Genomic DNA, 21,533 nt, shown 5'->3' with positions numbered 1-21,533 from the left:
ATGATCGATACGACACTCTGTCGCGTATTGCTGGTCGAGGATGAACCGGGCGATGCCCATCTGATTCGTTCGACCTTGCTCGCGGCCCGGTCCGTGAATTTTTATATCACCTGGGTCGCTACGCTTGCCGAGGCACGGGCACAGCTCCATGAGAGTCTGCCTTACGATGTTTTGCTGCTGGATCTGTCATTGCCCGATTCCAGCGGGCTTGAAACCGTGCACGCCTGCCGGCAGGCGGCGGGCCCGCTGCCCATCATTGTACTGACCGGCCATGACGATACGGATTTCGCGTTGCGTACTCTCGATTACGGCGCTCAGGATTATCTGGTCAAAGGCAGCTTCGACACTGAAGGCCTGATCCGCGCCATCCGTTATGCCATCAGCCGGGCCCGGCTGGAACATCGCCTGCACGATTCGGAGCAGTTCGCCATTTCGACGATAGACGCGCTGAGCGCGCATATCTGTGTGATTGATCGGAACGGCAAAATAGTCATCGTCAATCAGTCCTGGCGCAATTTCTACGAGAAAAACTTCCCCGGACATAGCGATTCCATGTCAGGAACCAATTACCTGACAGTCTGCGATAACGCTGTCGGTCCCGGTTCGGAGCAGGCGGCGTCAATGGCGGCCGGCATCCGGTCTGTCATCGAGGGTGAACAGGATACTTTCGTCATGGAATATGCCTGTCACTCGAAAAATGAACAGCACTGGTTCGTCGCGCGCGTGACGCGCTTTCAAACCGATAGCCGCTATGTTGTCGTATCTCATCAGGACATTACCGAACGCAAGCTGGTCGAGGCACGCGACCGCTTGTTGGTCGCTGCGCTCGAAGCCGTTAATCACGGCGTCGTCATTACCGATACCCAGGCCAGGATCGAATGGGTCAACCCGGCCTTCGAGACGTTGACGGGTTATGCAAAGGAAGAAGCGATCGGTTTCCGGCCGACGGAGCTGGTGAAATCGGGTCTGCAGGACGAGGAGTTCTATCAGAATTTATGGCAGACCATTCTGAAAGGCGGCACCTGGCATGGCGAACTGATCAACAGACGCAAGGATGGAAGCCTTTATTATGAGGAATTCTCGATCGCTCCGGTCAGAGACGAGAATGGCGCTATCAATCATTTTGTCGGCGTCAAACTCGACATCAGTGAGCGCAAGCGCCTGGAAGCCGAACTCTGGGAAATGGCTACGACCGACGCGCTGACCGGCCTATTCAACCGCCGTCATTTTATGGCCCGGCTGGCCGAGGAGCTGGCGCGCCTGCAGCGCCTCGAACACCATCATGTATCCGTGCTTATGCTGGACATCGATCATTTCAAGCACATCAATGATACTTACGGCCACGCGGTCGGCGATGAGATACTCAAGCATATTGCAACGCTCATGCGTCACGAATTGCGCAGGATCGATACGATAGGCCGGCTGGGCGGCGAGGAGTTTTCTATCTACCTGTCCGGGACAGACTTGGCGGCGGCCGTTGTTTTTGCCGATCGTTTGCGTCAGAAAATTGCAGACATGCCACTGAAGATCGACGGCCAGTCCATCTCCACGACGGTAAGCATCGGCATTGCGGCTATGGAAGCGGCAGATGCCCAGGCCGACGCAGTTCTGATTCGCGCCGACCATGCGCTTTACCGCGCCAAATCAGGCGGGCGCAATCGGGTCAAGGTTACGTGCAGGCATTGTCCGGATTGACAAGATTATTCCTGCAGTAAATCCTGTATGCGCGCTTCCAGTTCCGGGCAGGCACCAAAAGCGCAATCCCTTAAAACGCCGCGTTTGTCGACCAGAATATGCGAAGGCGTGCCTTTCAGGTCGAAACGCTCGAAGGTCTCTGCCCGGTAAATCAGGGATTGAAAATAGCTCTGTACTCGCTTGTAGAGTTGTCGCTGATGAGCTGCCGGCTGTTGATCAAAGTCGGGCACGCGCGTCCTGATGAAGAACAGGATATCATCGTCGGTTATATCGCCCTCACGCTTGTTCAAGCGGTCCATGGCCAGCGGAAAAGGAATGCGATAGGGCAGGCGTCCGTCGATCAGTTCGCCGCGCTGGCTTAATGCGAGCAGCGTTTCGCCGACAACCTGGCCTGTTTCGGCCAGCCGGGCCAGATTGTTCAGATTGTTTTTATCGAAATCCTCAAACGCCGTCGCTACGCCTAAAACCGACAATCCCTGACCCGCATAACGCTCATGCAGATAGATTGCTTGCGGCAAGGCATATAAAAAACAGCCCGGACAGTTGACCTGAAACACTTCCACCAGCACGACCCGGCCAGTCATCTGATCGAAATTGACTGGTCCGCCCTGAACCCAGTCGGAAACCGATAACAGCGGCGCTGGCTGGCCTATTTGTGCGGTCATTTTTGCTCTCGTAAACGGAATAGTTTGTGGGGCGGCTTCAGTCGCCTTCGTACTTAAATCCGGAGTAAAAAATAGATACGTGATGCGGCCAGGGCTTGCGGTATAAGAATGCTTCGTTATTAGACGATCGGGAGCGCATTGGCGAGCCGTTTTACATTTGCGATTGCAGGTAATTCTGCAACCCGACTTTTCCGATCAGTTCAAGCTGGGTCTCCAGCCAGTCGACATGTTCTTCCTCGCTTTCGAGAATGTGTTCGAGGATTTCCCTGGAAATATAGTCTTTAACGCTTTCGCAGTAGGCAATCGCTTCCCGGAGCAACGGGATGGCGTTGTGTTCCAGTTTTAAATCGCATTCGAGCATTTCCTGGGGATTTTCGCCGATCAATATCTTGTCGAGGCTTTGCAGGTTGGGCAGACCTTCCAGAAACAGGATGCGTTCGATCAAGCGATCGGCGTGCTTCATTTCATCGATGGACTCGTGATAGACCTTCTCGTTCAGTCTTTGAAAACCCCAGTTTTTGTACATGCGAGCATGTAAAAAATACTGGTTAATGGCGGTCAGCTCATTAGTCAGCGCCCTATTGAGATATTCGATAACCTGACTGTCTCCTTGCATGCTACACCTCTTGTTTGCTAATACGCGTTAAGAATGGGTTCATTTGATGCTTCCTGCATTATAGATGGCTGCCGGCGGTTTCCGTCAAGCAGTTCCTTGATCTGTTTATTGCACTTCCCGCAATTTCTGCCGACGCCAAGGCAATCGAATATCTGTTTGCGCGTGCAAACGCCATTATTAATCGCGTTTTTAATCTGGGAATCTGTGACTGCTTTGCAAACACATACGTACATGGGAATCTCCGGTAAAGTAGTATTTTTACAAATGATAACAATTCTCATTTGAAACACAAAGCATATTTTTGCGATTCATTAACTTGCGGGGCGGCTTTGCCTGTAGCATGGCAGATCGAGCTGGTAAATCCTAACGCAAACCCTGAGCTGGGTAGGCTGGCTTGGTAAACCCAGCATTTCGAAGTCTGATGCCGGGTTTACGCTGAAGCTCCAACTCAGCCTACCGCAAATCCTGAGTCAGTAACGCCGCATTGCCGCCGACTGCGGCGGTATTGGTCGTCACGGTCTGCTCGACAACCAAGCGGCGCAGATAATCGGGGCCGCCGGCCTTGGGCCCGGTGCCTGAAAGCCGCATGCCGCCGAAAGGCTGCACGCCGACAACCGCGCCGATCATATTGCGGTTGATATAAACATTGCCGGCTTTGGCGCCTTGCCGGATTTTTTCGGCCGTCACTGCAATACGGCTGTGTATGCCCAGCGTCAGGCCGTAGCCGGTGGCGTTGACGGCGGCAATGACCTGGTCGAGATCGGCTGCGCGGTAACGGATCAGGTGCAGGATCGGCCCGAAGACTTCCTGGGTCAGTTGCGACAGCGAGTCGATCTCGATCAGGGTCGGCGCGATAAAGCTGCCATGCTGCAAGGCATCATCCAGCGGCAGTTGATAGAACAGCCTGGCCTGCTGCTTCATTATTTCAAGATGCGCCGTCAGCGGCCCCAGCGCGGCATGATCGATCACGGGGCCGATGTCGGTCGAGGTCAGGCCGGGATTGCCGATTGATAACTCCTGCATGGCGCCGGTCAGCATGGCGATGGTTTTATCGGCGATTTCCTCCTGCACAAACAGCACGCGCAAGGCCGAACAGCGCTGGCCGGCGCTATTGAATGCAGACAGCAGGGCATCCTGCACCAGTTGCTCCGGCAGGGCCGAACTGTCGGCGATCAGGGCATTCTGGCCGCCGGTTTCGGCGATGATCGGCACGATGGCCTGATGATGCTCGGCCAATTGCCTGTTGATAAACTTAGCCGTGGCTGTCGACCCCGTGAAGGCGATGCCGGCCACCTGCGGATGGGGCAGGACATATTGGCCGGTCGTACGGCCGTCTGTCGGCACGAATTGCAGCACGGATTCGGGTATGCCGGCCTGGTGCAGCAGGCGCACGCAGTGCATGGCCGTCAGCGCAGTCTGGCTGGCCGGTTTGGCGATGACGGCATTGCCGGCCGCGAGCGCGGCGGCGACCTGGCCGGTAAAAATCGCGATCGGGAAATTCCACGGGCTGATGCAGACATAGACGCCGCGGCCATAGTGATACAGCCGGTTGTCTTCGCCGACCGGGCCGGGCAACCGGATGGGCTCGCTGAATAATTCAAGCGCGGATTGCGCATAATAACGGCAGAAATCGACCGCTTCCCTGACTTCGGACAGGGCGTCCCTGATCGTGCGGCCGCCTTCGCGCACGCATAGCGAAACCAGTTCCAGACGATGCTGTTCGAACAGGTCGGCGGCCCGCTTCAGGCAGGCCGCACGCGTCTCGACAGGGCAATGCCTCCAGTCCTCAAAAGCGCTGGCGGCGCTTGCCAAGGCGCGCTCGATAGAGTCCTGTCCGGCATGACTGACCGTGCCGACCGTCAGCCGGTTGTCCCAGGGATTGGCGACAACCTGTTCCTCGCCCGAACAGAGCTGGCCGTCGATCAGCGGCGCGGCCGTCCAGTGTTGGTCGGCCAGGGCGTTCAGGTCCTGCTGCAATTGCTTCAACACCTCGGGATCGGCCAGATTGACGCCGCTCGAATTAAGCCGCTTTTCACCATAAATATCGCGCGGCAGGACTATCGGCGATTTCAATCCTGTCGCCTCTGCCGTTGCCACCGGATCGCCGGTCAGATCCGCCACGCTGATGTCGGGATGGTCGATCTGATTGACGAAGGACGTGTTGGCGCCGTTCTCCAGCAGGCGCCGGACCAGATAAGGCAGCAGTTCGTGATAATGCCCGACCGGCGCGTAGACGCGGCAGGGAACCTGCCAGCCCTGATGTTCGATGATTTCGTCATAAAGCGCTTCGCCCATGCCGTGCAGGCGCTGGAATTCATAGCCCGGATGCTGCTTGCCCATTTGATGGACGGCCGCGAGCGTGTGCGCATTATGGCTGGCAAATTGCGGATAAAACGCATCGGGCCGCGATAGGATGAACTGCGCGCAGGCCAGATAAGAGACGTCGGTCGCCGATTTGTGCGTGAACACCGGATAATCGCTGAGGCCGTTTTCCTGGGCCCGCTTGATCTCGCTGTCCCAATAGGCGCCTTTCACCAGCCGCAACGGAATCCTGCAATGCCGCGATTCGGCCAGCGCAGCCAGCCAGCGGATGACCGGCAGGGCGCGTTTCTGGTAGGCCTGCACGGCCAGCCCGAGGCCCGGCCAGCCGTCCAGTTGCGCCAGCACGGCGGCAAAGATCGTCAGGGACATGTCCAGGCGCTCGGATTCCTCGGCATCAACAGTCAGGGAAATGTTGGCCGCGCGCGCATGATTGGCCAGATGCAGCAGCCTGTCCGTCAGTTCGCTAACGGCACGCGCCCGTTGCAGCGGCTCATAGCGCGGGCACAGCGCCGATAATTTGACCGAAATGCCCGGATTGGCATAAATGTCGTTGTTGCCAGCATGCCCGGCCAGTGCAGTGATGGCCCTGGCGTAGGACTGGAAATAACGCTCGGCATCGGACGCCGTCAACGCGGCCTCGCCCAGCATATCGAATGAATAACGGTAGGTTGGCTGCTGTTCGCTATGGGCGATGGCCTGCTCGATCGTTTCGGCGATGACAAATTGCAGGGCCATATGCTGCATGGCCTGATTCAGGGCGTTGCGGATGAGCGGCGCGCCCATTCGGGACAGCAGTTGCTCGAAGACCGGAAACCAGTGCTGTTCCGATGGCGCCGTCAGTTCTTCGAATTGCCGCGTAAACACCAAGGCGCGCGTCGACAGATTGACCCAGAAGGAATCGCTTTGCTGGACGTGGCGCTGCCAGTCGGCGACAGTCAGCTTTTCCTGCAAAAACTGGTCCTGCGTCCGGCGGTCGGGAATGCGGAGCAGGGCTTCGGCAATGCTCATCAAGACAATGCCTTCCTGGGAGTTGAGCTGGTATTCGTGCAGGAACGCTTCAATTGCGGTGTGCCGCTTTCGGGCTCTGACCGCGTTCACCAGCGCTTCGGCAGATGCGCCGACGGCAGCCGCATCGTACGTATTCAGGCTTGCCCTCAGCGCCGCGATGATATCCTTCTCATCGGCCAGATAAGCCTGGCTGATCGCCGTGCGCAAGGTTGTTGTCGATGTGTCTGCCATACGGGTTCCGCCCATAAAATCGTGAACTTTTTGCTGAATTTTAGACTAATGAAACAAGGGATATCTCAAAAATTTGTTGGATGACGACATGAATTAATTATCCTGATAACATGCAAAAAGAGATGACATTTTTATAGGGTGCCGGGCTTGCGAGCCGGCAGACCTGCCGATTGAACCGGAACAGAAGAAAAACAAGATGAAATTGAATCAGGAAAAAATAGACGGCTATAACGTGCTGTTCATTCAAGTTGAAAGGATAGACGCCCACAACTCCGGGGAATTGAAGGAATATATTCTGGGTATGATCGAGCAGGGCGAGACGAATATCATCGTGCAGCTGGAGCGCGTGCGCTTTATCGACAGCTCAGGTTTAGGCGCCTTGCTGTCCGGCTATAAAAATACGGCGGCCAGATCCGGCAAGCTGGCTTTGTCCAACTTGCAGCCGCAGGTGCTGTCGATGTTTGAACTGACCCGCTTGAACCGGGTTTTTGAAATTTATGCTGATTTGGATGAGGCATTTGAAAGTGAATCTTAGAGGGGTGTATGTACAGTTCGGACATCCAGGTTGATGTCGTCATTCCGACACAGACGAAATATCTGGATTTGATTGGCAGTGTCGGAGAAGGCTTGGGCAAATACCTGGAAAATTTTGCCGGCGATCGCGAGGCATTGGCCTATCATTTAAACCTGGTGCTGACCGAGGCGACCATCAACGCCATCAAGCACGCCAATTACAACAACCCCGAAGAGACGGTCAGAATAACGATTCAAATTCAGGAAGATGCCGTCAAAATCAAGGTTTACGATCACGGCCAGGGATTCGATCTCGAAGCCGTGCCGGTACCGGACTTTGAAAATCCCAAGGAAAGCGGCATGGGCCTTTTTTTTATCAAGACCCTGATGGATTCGGTGACGTATACGCGGCAAGAAGACTACAATGTGCTGGAGATTGTCAAATACCTGAAATGAGGGAGTGCCGTTGGATATCTTGCTGATCAGTGATGAACATGCCGTCAAAGGGACGCGGCAACGCCAGCAATTGGTGGCCGTCCAGTGTCTTCTTGACTCCCACCAAGACCACCAAAGGCGCCGGTTTTTAAGAAAACTGGCCGATTATCTGCTGTTCCCCGACAGTTATTTGATTGCTTTTCCGGCTCCGCTGCTGGCCGGGCTGATCGATCACATACTGGACTTTATCGAAACAAAGCCCGAAGCCGCCGCGATGAAAATTGTCCCGCTGGACGAAGGCGACAACCGGTTATTGCTGGTCAATTGCCAGAATGTCCCGCATATCGTGGATTCGATCATGGCTTTGCAGACCAAGCTGGACATCGCTATCGAATTGCTGGCGCACCCGGTTCTAAGCGTCAGGCGCCGCGACGGGCATGTGGTTTATCTGGAAAACGACGCGCTATCGGGCGGTACCGAACTGCTGATTGTGATCCGTCTGGGGTTCGTCGACGAAACATATGATGCGTTGCTGCTGCAAGGCATTGCCCGGGTCATTGCCGCCGCATTAAAGGTCGACCGCAGCCGCGCCGAGATGCACGGCAAACTGAACGGGCTGAAGCAAATCGCCGCGCTGGAAAAATACGCCGCCTTTATCGACTGGCTTAAGGATGACGCATTCGTTTTTGTCGCCTGGCAGCGGTTTTCCTCCGATTTGCCGGTGCAGCAAATGATCAGTCTGGCAGAGGACGCGTTAACCGATATTGCGCCTTATACCTGTTATGATGCGGATTTCCCATGCAGCCTGAAAAACATACTGGCCCGGCAAACCGAAGTCATCGTTGAAGCCATTCCGGTCATCAGCCCGATTGCCCAGGCGCGTCCGTTGGTCTATCTGGGCTTCAGGCAGACCGGGGCGGATGGCGCGTGGATAGAGCACGCGTTCTTCGGTCTGTTCGATGAAGTGGAGATGAACGAAACCCTCAATACGATTCCGGCGCTGAGTGAAAAAATAGACCGTACGCTGCATGCCATCAAAGTCTACTGCAACAGCCATGAATATTTTCAGCTCAAGGAAATCTTCAATCTGTTTCCAAAAGTCGAAGTGTTTCTGTCCGATGACATTCAGCTGCACCTGATCGCGCAGTCGCTGAAACGCTATCTTTACCGGCCCGAAGTCATCAAGTTGCTGATACTGGCCAGCGCCAGCCCGAACAGGCTATCAGCCCTGATCATCGTGCCGATCGCGCTTTACAGGGACGGCATAGAGGCGGTTCTGTTCGATTTGCTGTGCCGGGAGCTGGCCTGTCGCGTGGAAAACAGCCGCAAAGTTATCCCGGGCGGCAGTTACATCGGCCTGCAACTGGCGCTGATCCCTGAACGGGAACTGACCACGATCAATGTCGACAGGCTGGACAGCCAGCTGAACCGGCTGGCCCGGCCCTGGTCCGTATCGTTCATGCAACTGGCGGAGAGGGCTTTCGGCCGGGACATTAACGTCCGGTTGTGGCAGAAATACCCGTCATTGTTCTCGGTGGAATATAAAACCCGGGTGTCGCCGCGTTACGCGATCAAGGATATCGTGCACTTGAAGCAGGTGCTGGCATCAGGCGCCCAGCGCGTCAACCTGCTGAGCCCTTATCGGGACATCGAGCATTACCGGCTGCATTTTTTCAGCCGGCAGGAGCGTTTCCTCGATGAATACATTCCGATGCTGGAAAACATGGGACTGAGAGTCATCGACCAGATGCAGTTTTGCCTCACGCTCGACGGCACTGCGCTGTTTATCAAAAGCTTCACTGTCAAGGCGGCCAAAAGCCAGTGCGCCAGTTTCAACAGCCTGAAATGCCGCATGCTGGAAATGATCCAGTCCATGCTGGACGGCAAGGCCGAAAATGACGCGCTCAACAGCCTGCTGGTCATGACCGGCATGAACTGGCAGGACATCGACGTGCTCAGGGCTTACCGCAATTATTACTTGCAACTGGGCCATAACACCACACTGGCCAGTCTGCATCGCGCTTTGTTGAACAATCCGGCTGTCGCGCATTTTCTGTTCAAATATTTTGAAGCCCGCTTCAGGCCGGACCCTGCCTGGCAGGATCTCATGGTCAGGGAAGACCAGATATTATTCCCGCTGCGCCTGCAACTGCTCGAAAGCTTTGCCTCGGTGTCCGACATCAACGACGACCGGATTTTGCGCACGCTGTTCAATCTGATCGACGCCACCATGCGCTGCAATTTCCATCGGCGCCGCAGCCAGTCCGAGTATTTTGTCGCCTTCAAGATCAACAGCCTCGGTGTCATCGATATGCAGCCTCCCAGGCCGCAGCATGAGATATACGTGCATGCGTTCGATATGGAAGGCATCCATCTGCGCGCCGGCCGGATTTCGCGCGGCGGCATACGCTGGTCCGACCGCCCTGACGATTTCAGGACCGAGATTCTCGGGCTCATGCAAACCCAGATCAGCAAAAACGCGCTGATCATTCCGACCGGTGCGAAAGGCGGTTTCGTCCTCAAGAAAAACGGTGCGCCTCTTGATCTGAGAGCGGCCGGCAAAAAAGCCTATGTTACCTTGATAAAGGGGTTGCTCGACTTGACCGATAACTATGACGGCGATCAGGTCGTCAAGCCCGAAGGCCTGGTGACTTACGATGATGTCGACCCGTATCTGGTCGTGGCCGCAGACAAGGGCACGGCCGGGTTTTCCGATATCGCCAACGGGATTTCGGAAGACTACCGGTTCTGGCTCGGCGATGCGTTCGCGAGCGGCGGCTCCAGGGGCTACAATCACAAGGCGCTGGGCATTACCGCCCGCGGCGCCTGGGAATGCGTAAAACGACACTTCCGCGAGCTGGGCAAGGATATCCAAAAAGAACCGTTTACGGTGGTCGGCATCGGCAGCATGGATGGCGACGTGTTCGGCAACGGCATGCTGCTGTCGCCGTGCATTCGCCTGCTGGCGGCCTTCAGCGGCCAGCATATCTTTATCGATCCCGATCCGATGCCGGGCGATGCGCCGTTCAACGAGCGCAAACGCCTGTTTGAACTGCCGGGATCGAGCTGGGACGATTACGACCGCAGCCTCATTTCCGAAGGCGGCGGCGTTTATCTTCGATCGGCCAAGGACATCCCGATTTCGGCCGAACTCAGGAAATGGCTGGGCGTGCGCTACCAAATCCTGGACGGCGAATCGCTGATCCGCTATCTGCTGACCGCGCCGGTCGAACTGCTGTGGCTGGGCGGCATCGGCACCTACGTGAAAGCGGCTGTAGAAAAACACGAAGAGGTCGGCGACCGCAGCAATGACAACGTGCGCGCGAATGCGGCCGAGCTCGGCGCGCGCGTGGTGGGCGAGGGCGCCAACCTGGGCTTCACGCAGAAGGCGCGCATCGAATACAGCCTGAAAGGCGGCCGCATCAATACCGATGCGGTCGACAATTCGGCCGGCGTCGACACCTCCGACCATGAAGTCAATCTGAAGATCCTGCTGACCGGCCTGCAAAAGAAAAATGTCATCAGCGACTATCAACAGTTGTTCGTCAGCATGACCGATGAAGTCTGCCAATTGGTGCTGGCCGATAACTACGCCCAAAGCCTTTGCCTGTCGCTCGATGTCCGGCGTTGCGCCGACAACCCGGAGGTTTTTCTGCTGCTGGCCGAGCGCCTGGAAGCCGCCGGCATTTTCGATCGGGTGGTCGAATCTTTTCCGCTGACCAAGCAGGTGCTGGCCCGGCCGGGGCAAACCTTGACCCGGCCGGAGCTGGCCGTATTGATGGCTGCCGCCAAGATGCAGCTGACGCAACAGATACAAGAGCAGGTCTCTTTGCTCGAAGAGGCCTGCAGTGAATGTTATCTGCAGGCCTATTTTCCCGAACAGGTCAATGAGCGCTACAGTGATTATCTGTCCAGCCATGCGTTGGCCAGCGAAATCAGGGCCACCTTCGTCAGCAACAAGATCATCAATCAGGCCGGCTGCAGCTTTCTGAGCCTCGACATCGACAGGCAAAACGTCAACACCATGGATAATGTCACCTGCTACCTGACCTTCGACCAGGTGCTGGACGGCGATGCCTTCAGGCAGGCTATTCATGCGCTGGACAATCAGCTGGCCGCCGACAGGCAATATTCGCTGTTGCTTGAACTGGAAAGCATCCTGGCCGGTTTCTGCCGCTGGGCTTTGATTCATGGCCGGAAAATCCATCCGGACGAACAGACCATCCGCCGCTACCGCCTCTATCTGACGGCTTACGAAATGTACTTTGACCAAGCCGGCCTCATCGAAACTGAGCTGTTTCAGGCGCGTTTTGATGCCTACCGGCAGCAGGGCATTCCTGAGGTGCTGGCTCGCAGGATCGTATTTATCAACAGCCTTGAAAATTTCCCGATGATCGTGGCGCTGTCTGCCGAAACCGAGAAGGATTTCATCGCAATCCTGAAACTGTTCAACGACACTACCGCTTATCTGGGGCTTTACACTATCTATGACCGCCTGGCAGCCATGCCGCGCCATGATCATTGGGAAAGAAGAGTCGCCAATGACCTGGAGGAAGGCATGCAGCGTACGGTTGGCAAGCTGGTCAAGACGATGGCGCTCAAAAATGCCGAAACCTGCGCCGCTTATTTCGAGCAGCCGCGCGAAAGGCAAAAGGTCAACCGCTACCGGCGGATTTACAAGGAAATTGACATGACCTTGCCGGCCAGTTTGTTGCCGTATATCGCCTTGAATAGGGAACTGGAAAGTCTGGTTAATCAGGATGGGTCTGCTTGATGTATCAATGATATGTCGTTTTGCCCTCTAACATGGGATGGCGCCAGATAGCTGATGGCTTTCAATTAAAACAGGCTGAGAATTCAATGCATATTCGGTCAGATCGATCAGCCGTTGCCATGGTACGGAATATTTTTAGTAAATTTGTTCGGGAAGAAGAAGTGTCGCGTTTGTTTGATCGCCGTGTCCTGTTGAGGTACACTTGGAGTAATAAAAACAATCAATTAAATGGATTTATGAGAAATATACGACAAATCAGATTTTTTATAGGACAGTCAATGTCGTATATATCACGTTAGATGAAAATGGAAACAAACGCACAACTATTGGCTCGTTGGAAAGGTGCCCTTCCAGTATCTGTGGATGTTGGCGGCTTGATTTCACGAAATGCTGTTGCACATAAATGGAAGGCGCCGTTTCGCAGTCTAGTCGTGCGTGAGGCACTGATTTGGAGAATGCACGACCTTGGTGAGCAAATTGAGATCCTCTCCGAGCGCCAATATTATTTGGGTGCTAGAGTTCTGTTACGAAGCGCTTTGGAAACACTTGCCATACTGATTTATCTGAATCAAAAAATGAATGCGGTTGTGAATGGGGAGTTATCATTCTTTAAGTTTGATGATGTAACTAAGAAACTGCTAATGGGCTCAAGGAATGAATCTACACCGGAAACAACAGTGAATATTCTCACTGTTCTCCAAAAAGCAGAGCGTGCTCACGAAGGGATTGTGGCATTACACGAGCGCCTAAGTGAAAGCGCTCACCCTAACTATGACGGCGTTCTTTACGGCTACTCCAATTCCAATCCCGCAGAGTATGAGACTACGTTCGAAAGTAATTGGATTCGTAACTTTGGTGTGGAGCAAGAGCCAGCAACAGAGTTTGTTTTACATGTCTTTGAGTACGAATACAACGAAATATGGCCAGCAGAATTTGAAGCTTTAGAAGCCTGGTTAGAAGAAAATGATGATGAGCTAGAGGCGCAAAGAAATGCATCTAACAATGCAATTTAACATTGACGCTCACTTCGTTCGCGCAAGTTAATTGCGGCGTTAGCCATCTGGAGCAATGATGACTTGGCATATGGTTCACATCGCAGAGATCGAGTCATTTAGCGCCTCGCTACAGTTTCTTGCGTTCTCTGATGCATACCTTGAGTCAGCCGGGCGGCTCTGTAGCGCCCTTGCTGCATCTCCCAACGAATTAACCTATCCTAAGGGCGCTGTCGTCTTGTCACTCACGTTCCATGGCGTCGAGCTATTTCTAAAGGCCGCAATCCTTGAGAAAGTTCCAACCGAACAATTTGGTGGAAACGCCGGTCATGACTTGGAGCATCTTCACAAGCGGTATGCCAATCTCTACCCTGGAAATAAAGTACGCTTTCGAGACCCCTTTCCGTGACGAAGAGGTAGCTCTGGTTAATCCCGACCCACGCATTCTCGAAGAACTCAAGCTTCAGATTGCTAAGCACAAGCGAGCCACGCCGACTGACCAATTGTGTCGTTATCCCCGCAACATTGAAGGGAACCCATGGGAAAGCATTTCCTCATTCGAAGCAAGTTCATTTGCAGGCGTCATTGCCAAAGTACAAGAAGATATTTCATGCTTGAAGGAGTTGATCTTCAATGGCTAACATGGCGCTCAACCGGAGCGCGGTTATAATGCGGTTTCATTTTTCAGCTTTTAGGGCCGCGCCCGGTTAGCTCTATGTTAGGCGCACATAGAACTATGGATATTTTAATTGCTATTGGTCATATTGCTGGAGCAGTGATTGTCTCAATAATTCTGGGGCTGATCATCTTGTTCATATCTTCGTGGGAATTGGAAAGGAACAAGAAAAGAGCCACTGGGGAGCTTGCGTTAAAATTGGGTATTCCAGTTGCCGATCTGGAAGATGAAGAGAAAATCGAGCAGCTTGCGCCAAAAATCATCGAAATATCAATGGAAAAATTCAGTGACGAGCTATTTAAAAATAGAATATCTGATTTCCTAGGCATAATTCGCACAGCATGGAATTGGCTGAGCAATATCCTCCAGGTAATTTTAATTATTGCAGTCTGTTGGTACACCTTCACAGATGATCTAGGCAATGCTGTATATGCTTGGCTAATAAATGCCATCGTAATATTCTTTTTTGTAGTAGGTGTTGTCTTTGCCTTAATCTGTAAAATTCTTACGGGGCGTTATCCCGGCCAAGCTAAAGAAGCGCGGAAATCGCTTGTAAATTACCACAATGAAACCAGCGCCTAACAAGTTGCTCAAGTTCACTCCGGCCGCAAAAAGCGCGGCCTCCGCGGGATAGCCTACACTGCGTTTCGGCTGCCCCTTAGCAAGGCGTTATGCGTCAAAAGATTCATAGAGAGTTTGATAAGGCAGAGGATAGAAAATGGAAAGAAAAGCGCAGTGCTCATGTGGCAATTTACAAATAAATTTGAGTGGTAATCCTAAAATGGTTGTCGCTTGTAATTGTTTAAATTGTCAAAATAGAACGGGGTCTGTCTTTGGAGTTAGCGCATATTTTGGTAATGATCAAATAATATCTACCAGTGGTGACAAAAATATTTTTACTGAAACTAACGATGAAGGTAGGAAAATAATAAGAGTGTTTTGTCCTAATTGCGGTACTACTGTTCATTGGGAGGCCGAGTTTATGCCAAGCGCAGTTGGTGTTGCAGTGGGCTGCTTTGAAGATCCAAAATTTCCTGAGCCTGTGGCAGCTGCATGGAGTAGGTCAAAACATGAATGGGTAAGCTTTCCAGAACATTGGCGTAAATCGGATACACAAAAATTTTAGTAAAAGCGCATAACAAATAGCTCCAGCTGACCATTTGCCGCGGGGCTTTTTTGGGGCCGCTTCGCTATTATCCCCCAAAAAATCCCCGCGGCAAATGGCAGCTGAGCATGGCGTTAGGTTTCAATAAAAACTCGGAGGAATACAAATGCCACTACCGCTCATCCCAATAATCTCTGCTCTCGCGGCTGGAGGCACACTTGTGCCCCATGCGGCTGGTGGAATGATTGTTACATCAGCTGCTGGTTACGTTGCAGGAACATATCTCAGCACCGCAGCTATAGGAGGGTTACTTACCGCAGCTTCAACTGCTCTTGGTGCTGGTGCTCTATACCTATCTGGCGCAGCGGGCAGCATTATTGGTAGTGCAGGTATATTTGGCACAACTGTCGGAGCGTCAGGAATTACTGGTGCGTTAATGTCAGTCGGCATTATTTCTTCCACTCCAATTTGGGTTCCGTTAGCAGCTGGTGGGGCAGCGGTGGGAGGTGCCGCCGGTCTTGGGTACGGTGGCTATCGGCTTTACAAACTAAAACAAAAAATTAGTAATACGCCCGAAGGTGAAGAAGCTCAGTTCACTGAAACTGAAGCGAATATAGTTGAAAAGATTCTCAGGCGATTTGGTAAGAAGGAAAATCTGAGCGATGAAGCCTAACATTGCGCTCAAAGGGACGTGCCGTTTCAGGGCGATTTTGCAGCTTGGTTTTTTATCACGCTTTACGGCTTCGTTCGGCGTCCCCGCCCGGCACGCCCCTTAGCTTTACGTTATGTCTCAGGAGATAAATTATGAATCCCGCAATAATTGGAGCATTTGTTGGTGCGTTTGCCGTATCTCTCGGCATAGCTGCAATTTGGCTAATAATCGCAATGATTATTCCACCATTAAGAAAACGACCGAAAGGCACTCATATTACAGCTATGGTGCTAGCAGTATTGCCTCAGCTCGTAACTTATGGTGGTCCAAGTGCAATTAATTTCCTTGCTGCGGCCGTGTGCGTTGCTTGTTTGGCAAATGAAGCGTGCTCAATCAAAGTTTGCTGCTTCTAGTGAGGCAGTAGAAAACAAGCATCATTAACAAGTTGCCAAGCCAAGCTGCATTGGGCTGGACTCGCAAAAACTGATGTTGACGTCATGTTGTTCTGAACTAATTCCACTAATTGGGGGAGCGAATGCTCGAATCTGGAAAGGTTTTTCTGTTGGGGATTTTGGTTTATGTGTCGCCCCGACTATTCTTTGTTGTCGGTGAACGGTGGTTTCCTGAACTGGCAAACCGTAACGAATGGGAAGAAAGAGTTTGGGTTATGCGAGCGCGTTTCTGGAAAGCGCTTGGGCTCGTGTCTGTTGTAGTAATGAGTACGTTACTCGTTCTTCACTATTGCGAGTATTCAGTGTTAAAGAAAGGTCATTGGACTCGTGTTGCTGCGGTTGTTATTGCGCTCTCGTCAACTCTCGGTCGCGGCGGCTGGGCCATCGAGACTTGGAAAAACAAAAGCATTCCAGAAAGGATTGATAGAGGCATGTACACAATTTCTCAGCTTGGTGCCACAGTTTTACTTCTATTTGCACTTAGCCTTTGAATCAAAACATACAAAGCGACATAACATGGCGCTCAAAGGGACGTGCCGCCCCTTGGCGGTTTTAAAGTTTTGTAATTTATCAAGCTTTGGGGCTTCGTTTAGCGTCCGTGAGCGGCACGCCCCTTAGCTCTACGTTATATTTCCAAAAAATGAGTTATCGGTATGTCTGACTGGGAAAGTATTCAAAACGACGTAATGTTAGATGCTCGAGCTGAGATGGAAGTATTTGATGCTGCATCCACAGAATCCGCTTTAACGCGGTAAGGTGCATTCGTAGGGCGCAATAGCGTGAGCGTATTGCGCCGCATGTTGATCGATGACAAACAAAGCCTAACTCGTAAGGCGATTTGCGCCAGTAATCCGCCGCCGTCGAAGCGGCTGATCCGAATTTCTCTCGAATCTTTCCGAACAGAAGATGTTTTTGGGTCGTTGCTTTGCTCGTGAGGCAATGGCGGTTTGCTAGCGCGAAACCACCCTACATCGCTAATGTTTATTCATCAAACAAGAAGGTTTTGACATGAAAGTCATAAAAATTGTGCTGGGGGCTCTTCTATTTCTGCACTCGTTCAAGGTAGGCGCTCTTGATTGGCAGGACAGCCCACAAGTGGACCAACTGTTTCGCAGTGCAGGCGTGACGGGCACATTTGTCCTTTATGACGTAACACAACACCAATTGATCGGTCACAATCGTGAACGGGCCTATACGCCGTTCATTCCAGCTTCCACTTTTAAGATTGCCAATACCCTCGTAGGATTGTCTATCGGCGCGGTGAAGAGTATCGATGAAACTCTGTCCTATGGCGGAAAACCTCAATCCGTCAAGGCATGGGAAAAAGACATGAGCCTGCGCGAGGCCATCGCCCTGTCTAACGTGGCCATCTACCAGGAGCTCGCCAGACGTATCGGGCTTGCGCGCATGCGCGATTCCTTGGCCGCGATGTGCTACGGGAATGGAGAAGTCGGGACAGCTGTTGATCGATTTTGGCTGGATGGTCCTTTAAAAATCAGCGCCGTGGAACAAACAGAGTTTCTCGCTAGGCTGGTTCAAGGGACATTGCCATTTCCACAAACACAACAAGAGACCGTGCGTGAATCTATCCGACTGGAACAGCAGGATAACTGGACGCTCTATGGCAAGACCGGTTGGGAGAACTATCCGAATCCGGGAGTCGGCTGGTGGGTCGGCTGGGCGAAGAAGAACGGTCATGTATATGTCTTCGCGTTGAATATCGACATTCGGGAGGCCGCCGATGCGGCTAAACGTCTCGAGCTCGGCAAAGCCAGCCTTAAAGCGATCGGCGTAATGTGAACTGCCCAACCAAATCATTCCACCGGACCTGCGAAAAGCCGCGCAACGCTGGTGAATTCAAACGTTAGGCACTTTTACACAAAACTCGTAAGGCGGATTCGCGTCAGCAATCCGCCATCATCGAAGCGGTTAATCCGAATTTCTCTCGAATCCTCCCGAGCAACGCGGTAAGGTGCATTCGTAGGGCGCAATAGTGTGAGCGTATTGCGCCGCATGTTGATGGCATGATGCTGGGCTGCTAAACCCAGCATCATGCCGCCCATTGCCGGGTTTCCGCTAAAGCTCCAGCCCAGCCTACTCCTCGCTTCTCAACAGTTTCAGATTGAGGTCGATTAGACTCGGCGCTGGCCGGAGATTGCCTGCCTCTTCCTCTAAACTGCAATCGCAGATCAGCACTTCCTACGAAAGAATTTGGGTTCTTTACGCATTTTTTACACTCAGCTCATTACAATGCCCGGCCTTGTGAACTGCAGTTTCTGGCTGCCGTTTTGTATCTGTTAATAATCAAGGCTTGTCGATCAGTTTCTTGGTCTGATCGGCACAGGAGAGTGAAGTGCGGTATTTGTTTTATCTGCTTGGAACGGTTGGATTGCTAGTGCCGGGCTTGGGATATGCCGAAGACGAAGCGGTAACGCCGGCGGTGCAGCAGCTTGATCTGACTCATCACTGGGCAGGCTATTTTTCATTGGCTGTGATGGTCGTCGCCTATATCGCGGCCATGCTCGAAGATGTTACCGAACTGCGCAAATCCAAGCCGATGTTGCTGGCTTCGGCGCTGATTTGGGCTGTCATCGTGACAGTCTATCAACAGCAAGGTCAAAACCAGCTTGCCATCGCGGCCTTTAGGGGCAATTTGCAGACTTACATGGAATTGCTGCTGTTTATCATGGTCTCCATGACATACTTGAATGCTATGGAGGACATGCGGATATTCGAAGCGATCAAATTCTGGCTGGTCAGCAAACACTGGAGTTATCGGCGACTGTTCTGGATTACCGGCTTCATGGTGTTTTTTATCTCCAGCGTCGTCAACGGCTTGACGGCGGGGTTGTTGATGGGCGCTGTAGTGGTCGCCGTCGGTAGAGACAGTCCGAAATTTGTTTCCTTAGCCTGCATCAATATTGTAATAGCCACCAATGCCGGCGGTTCTTTCAGTCCTCTGGGCGGTATATCGACTTTGTTTGTCTGGCAACACGGCATATTGGGATTTCTTCAGTTTTTTAAGCTGTTCGTGCCTTGCCTGGTGAATTTTTTAGTTCCGGCTTTGGCAATGCATTTTGCGTTGCCCAAAGACAAGCCGGCTGTCGAGACCGAGAGGGTGGTTTTGCCGCGCGGCGCAAAGCGCATCATTTTTCTGTTTGGGGCCACTATCGCCCTGGCTGTCGCTTTTGATATGAAACTCCGTTTGCCGGCGGCGGCAGGCATGATGGCCGGTTTGTCATTGCTGCAATTTTTCTTTTTCTATCTGCACAAAACCTCAAACTCGCGGAGCTTAAGGCAATTAGAGTACGATTTATTTTCGGGCGCCGATGTCAGTGATCTCGATATTGCCGATGCCCACGCCAAGAAGCTCGATGTGTTCGAAAAAGTCGGCCGTCTGGAATGGGATACGCTGCTGTTTTTCTATGGCGCGATGATGGGCATCGGCGGCCTGGGCTATATTGGCTATCTGGATGCCATTTCGCATATGCTGTACGGCCAGTTGAGCCCCACGCTGGCGAATATCTTGATCGGCCTGTCTTCGGCATTTGTCGATAACGGCACGCTGATGTTTGCGGTGATTACTATGCAGCCTGATATTCCTCAAGGCCAATGGCTGCTGTTGACCTTGACGCTGGGCGTCGGCGGCAGTCTGCTGGCAATCGGCTCGGCGCCGGGAATAGGCTTGCTGGGACAAGCCAAAGGCCAATATACTTTCAGCAGCCATATGAAATGGCTTCCGGCGATTTTACTGGGCTACTTTGCAGCCATCGGCGTGCACTTCCTGGTTAACGCCGGTTCCTTTTAATCCTGACTTGAAATTTGGAACGCTAGCCATGCCTATTCAACACGCAACTGTGTCTACTCAGCCAAGTCATTCCAAGCAACAACTGGCCGGCTTGGCATTGAGTGCAATAGGCGTGGTGTTCGGCGACATTGGCACGAGTCCTTTATATGCGCTCAAGGAAGTTTTCCACGGCGGCGTGCCGATCGATCACATCCATGTGCTCGGTGTGCTGTCGCTGGTTTTCTGGTCGTTGACGCTGGTGGTTACGACCAAATACGCGATCTTCATCATGCGTGCCGACAACAAAGGCGAGGGCGGCATTATGGCGCTGATGGCGCTGGCGTTGCACGGTTCCCGGGATAAGCCGGGCAGGATGCGCTTTATCGTCACCATCGGCCTGCTCGGTGCGGCGTTATTCTACGGAGACAGCATGATCACGCCGGCCATTTCCGTACTCAGCGCGGTCGAAGGCTTGGGCATTGTCGCCCCGCCGTTAGCCCATCATGTGGTGCCGATTACCATTGCCGTGCTGGGCGGATTGTTTGTGTTGCAGGCCAAAGGTACAGGCCATGTCGGCAAACTGTTTGCGCCGATCATGTGTTTCTGGTTCGGGACACTGGCTGTCCTGGGCGTTATCAATATTACTCACGCACCCAGCGTGCTGGTTGCGATTAATCCTTATTTTGCCGTGCATTTGCTGATCGAACTGGGCTGGCACGGCTTTCTGATCATGGGCGCCATCGTATTGACCATTACGGGCGCCGAAGCGCTGTATGCCGACATGGGGCATTTCGGCCTGAAACCGATACGTTATGCCTGGTTCAGCTTTGTATTTCCGGCCCTGCTGCTCAATTACTTTGGCCAGGGCGCGCTGCTGCTCAAGCATCCCGAAGCGATACAGAACCCGTTCTATCTGCTCGCCCCGACCTGGGCACTGTATCCGTTGCTGCTGCTGGCGACGCTCGCCGCCGTCATTGCCTCGCAAGCGGTCATTTCCGGCGCCTTTTCGGTGACGCGGCAGGCCATACAGTTGGGTTATTGTCCGCGCATGCAGATACTGCATACCTCGGGCGAGGAGATGGGGCAGGTCTATATCTCGGTGGTCAACTGGCTGCTGATGGTTTCGGTATTCGTGCTGGTGCTGAGCTTTCAGTCCTCGTCGGCGCTGGCTTCGGCCTATGGCATTGCCGTGACAGGCACCATGATCGTCGACACGGTCCTGGCATTCATCGTCATCAAGGAACTCTGGAAGTGGAACAAAATCACCAGCATCACTTTTTTGTCGGTTTTCCTTACCATCGATTTCCTGTTCCTGTCATCGAACAGTCTGAAAATTCCGACCGGCGGCTGGTTGCCGCTGCTCATCGGTACGGTGCTGTTTCTGACCATGACCACCTGGATCAAGGGCCGCGAACTGTTGGCGGCTTATCTGGATGAAAAACGGGTACTGTTCGAGGAACTGGAAGAAAAAATATTGGATAAGTCCCTGGTGACGGTGCCGGGCTCGGCCATGTATCTAGCCAAGAACCTGCATGGCGTGCCGCAGGTGATGGCACACAACCTTGAGCACAATCATGTCTTGCACGAGCAAGTCATGGTGCTGACGGTCG

Annotated in this window: 18 protein-coding genes; 14 read left to right on the top strand and 4 right to left on the bottom strand. The window is 53.0% G+C overall.

From position 1 onward, the window contains the following. Complete coding sequence (locus tag IT781_RS02885; protein ID WP_194968631.1) at positions 1–1,695, top strand: diguanylate cyclase; 1,695 nt, start codon at positions 1–3, stop codon at positions 1,693–1,695. A gap of 5 nt (positions 1,696–1,700) precedes the next feature. On the opposite strand, the gene IT781_RS02880 is transcribed toward IT781_RS02885, so the two are convergent. The 4 genes from IT781_RS02880 to putA form a co-directional block, all read right to left on the bottom strand. Next, positions 1,701–2,360 carry a TlpA family protein disulfide reductase gene (locus IT781_RS02880; RefSeq protein WP_194968630.1) on the bottom strand — a complete coding sequence of 220 codons (660 nt, stop codon included), beginning with the start codon at positions 2,358–2,360 and terminating at the stop codon, positions 1,701–1,703. A gap of 151 nt (positions 2,361–2,511) precedes the next feature. Continuing rightward, the gene (bfr, locus tag IT781_RS02875; protein WP_194968629.1) at positions 2,512–2,976 is read right to left on the bottom strand and encodes a bacterioferritin; all 465 of its coding nucleotides are present in this window, start codon (positions 2,974–2,976) and stop codon (positions 2,512–2,514) included. Positions 2,977–2,993: 17 nt separating this feature from the next. Continuing rightward, complete coding sequence (locus IT781_RS02870; protein WP_194968716.1) at positions 2,994–3,209, bottom strand: bacterioferritin-associated ferredoxin; 216 nt, start codon at positions 3,207–3,209, stop codon at positions 2,994–2,996. A gap of 220 nt (positions 3,210–3,429) precedes the next feature. Beyond that, positions 3,430–6,537, bottom strand: coding sequence for a bifunctional proline dehydrogenase/L-glutamate gamma-semialdehyde dehydrogenase PutA (putA, locus tag IT781_RS02865; protein ID WP_194968628.1), 3,108 nt, complete (start codon positions 6,535–6,537; stop codon positions 3,430–3,432). Positions 6,538–6,733: 196 nt separating this feature from the next. Here putA and IT781_RS02860 point away from each other — a divergent pair, with 196 nt between their 5' ends. From IT781_RS02860 to IT781_RS02800, 13 genes are all read left to right on the top strand, one after another. After that, positions 6,734–7,072 carry an STAS domain-containing protein gene (locus IT781_RS02860; RefSeq protein ID WP_194968627.1) on the top strand — a complete coding sequence of 113 codons (339 nt, stop codon included), beginning with the start codon at positions 6,734–6,736 and terminating at the stop codon, positions 7,070–7,072. A gap of 8 nt (positions 7,073–7,080) precedes the next feature. Further along, the gene (locus IT781_RS02855) at positions 7,081–7,506 is read left to right on the top strand and encodes an ATP-binding protein (protein ID WP_194968626.1); all 426 of its coding nucleotides are present in this window, start codon (positions 7,081–7,083) and stop codon (positions 7,504–7,506) included. Positions 7,507–7,516: 10 nt separating this feature from the next. Then, positions 7,517–12,259, top strand: a complete 4,743-nt coding sequence (locus IT781_RS02850; protein ID WP_228778879.1) for an NAD-glutamate dehydrogenase domain-containing protein — start codon at positions 7,517–7,519, stop codon at positions 12,257–12,259. Positions 12,260–12,564: 305 nt separating this feature from the next. Further along, positions 12,565–13,272 (top strand): DUF5677 domain-containing protein, encoded by a 708-nt coding sequence (locus IT781_RS02845; protein WP_194968625.1) that lies wholly within the window; start codon positions 12,565–12,567, stop codon positions 13,270–13,272. 308 nt (positions 13,273–13,580) lie between these two features. Continuing rightward, complete coding sequence (locus IT781_RS02840; RefSeq protein WP_194968624.1) at positions 13,581–13,892, top strand: hypothetical protein; 312 nt, start codon at positions 13,581–13,583, stop codon at positions 13,890–13,892. Between the two features lie 95 nt (positions 13,893–13,987). Further along, entirely contained in the window at positions 13,988–14,509 is a 522-nt protein-coding gene (locus tag IT781_RS02835) for a hypothetical protein (RefSeq protein ID WP_194968623.1), read from the top strand. Positions 14,510–14,645: 136 nt separating this feature from the next. Then, positions 14,646–15,053, top strand: a complete 408-nt coding sequence (locus tag IT781_RS02830; protein ID WP_194968622.1) for a GFA family protein — start codon at positions 14,646–14,648, stop codon at positions 15,051–15,053. A 220-nt stretch (positions 15,054–15,273) separates the two neighbouring features. After that, positions 15,274–15,705 carry a hypothetical protein gene (locus tag IT781_RS02825; protein WP_194968621.1) on the top strand — a complete coding sequence of 144 codons (432 nt, stop codon included), beginning with the start codon at positions 15,274–15,276 and terminating at the stop codon, positions 15,703–15,705. 131 nt (positions 15,706–15,836) lie between these two features. Further along, a complete protein-coding gene (locus IT781_RS02820) occupies positions 15,837–16,097 on the top strand; it encodes a hypothetical protein (RefSeq protein ID WP_194968620.1) in 261 nt (86 codons plus the stop codon). 122 nt (positions 16,098–16,219) lie between these two features. Further along, entirely contained in the window at positions 16,220–16,627 is a 408-nt protein-coding gene (locus tag IT781_RS02815; protein ID WP_194968619.1) for a hypothetical protein, read from the top strand. A 526-nt stretch (positions 16,628–17,153) separates the two neighbouring features. Further along, positions 17,154–17,936 carry a class D beta-lactamase gene (gene blaOXA / locus IT781_RS02810; RefSeq protein ID WP_370526907.1) on the top strand — a complete coding sequence of 261 codons (783 nt, stop codon included), beginning with the start codon at positions 17,154–17,156 and terminating at the stop codon, positions 17,934–17,936. 694 nt (positions 17,937–18,630) lie between these two features. Then, on the top strand, positions 18,631–19,944 hold the full coding sequence (nhaD, locus tag IT781_RS02805; RefSeq protein WP_194968714.1) for a sodium:proton antiporter NhaD: 1,314 nt from the start codon (positions 18,631–18,633) through the stop codon (positions 19,942–19,944). 28 nt (positions 19,945–19,972) lie between these two features. After that, positions 19,973–21,533: potassium transporter Kup (locus IT781_RS02800; protein ID WP_194968617.1), on the top strand; the 1,561-nt coding region annotated here is incomplete at its 3' end.

The organism is Methylobacter sp. BlB1 (genome assembly GCF_015476545.1).
Classification (GTDB): domain Bacteria; phylum Pseudomonadota; class Gammaproteobacteria; order Methylococcales; family Methylomonadaceae; genus Methylobacter.
This window is presented reverse-complemented; position numbering and strand designations above follow the sequence as displayed.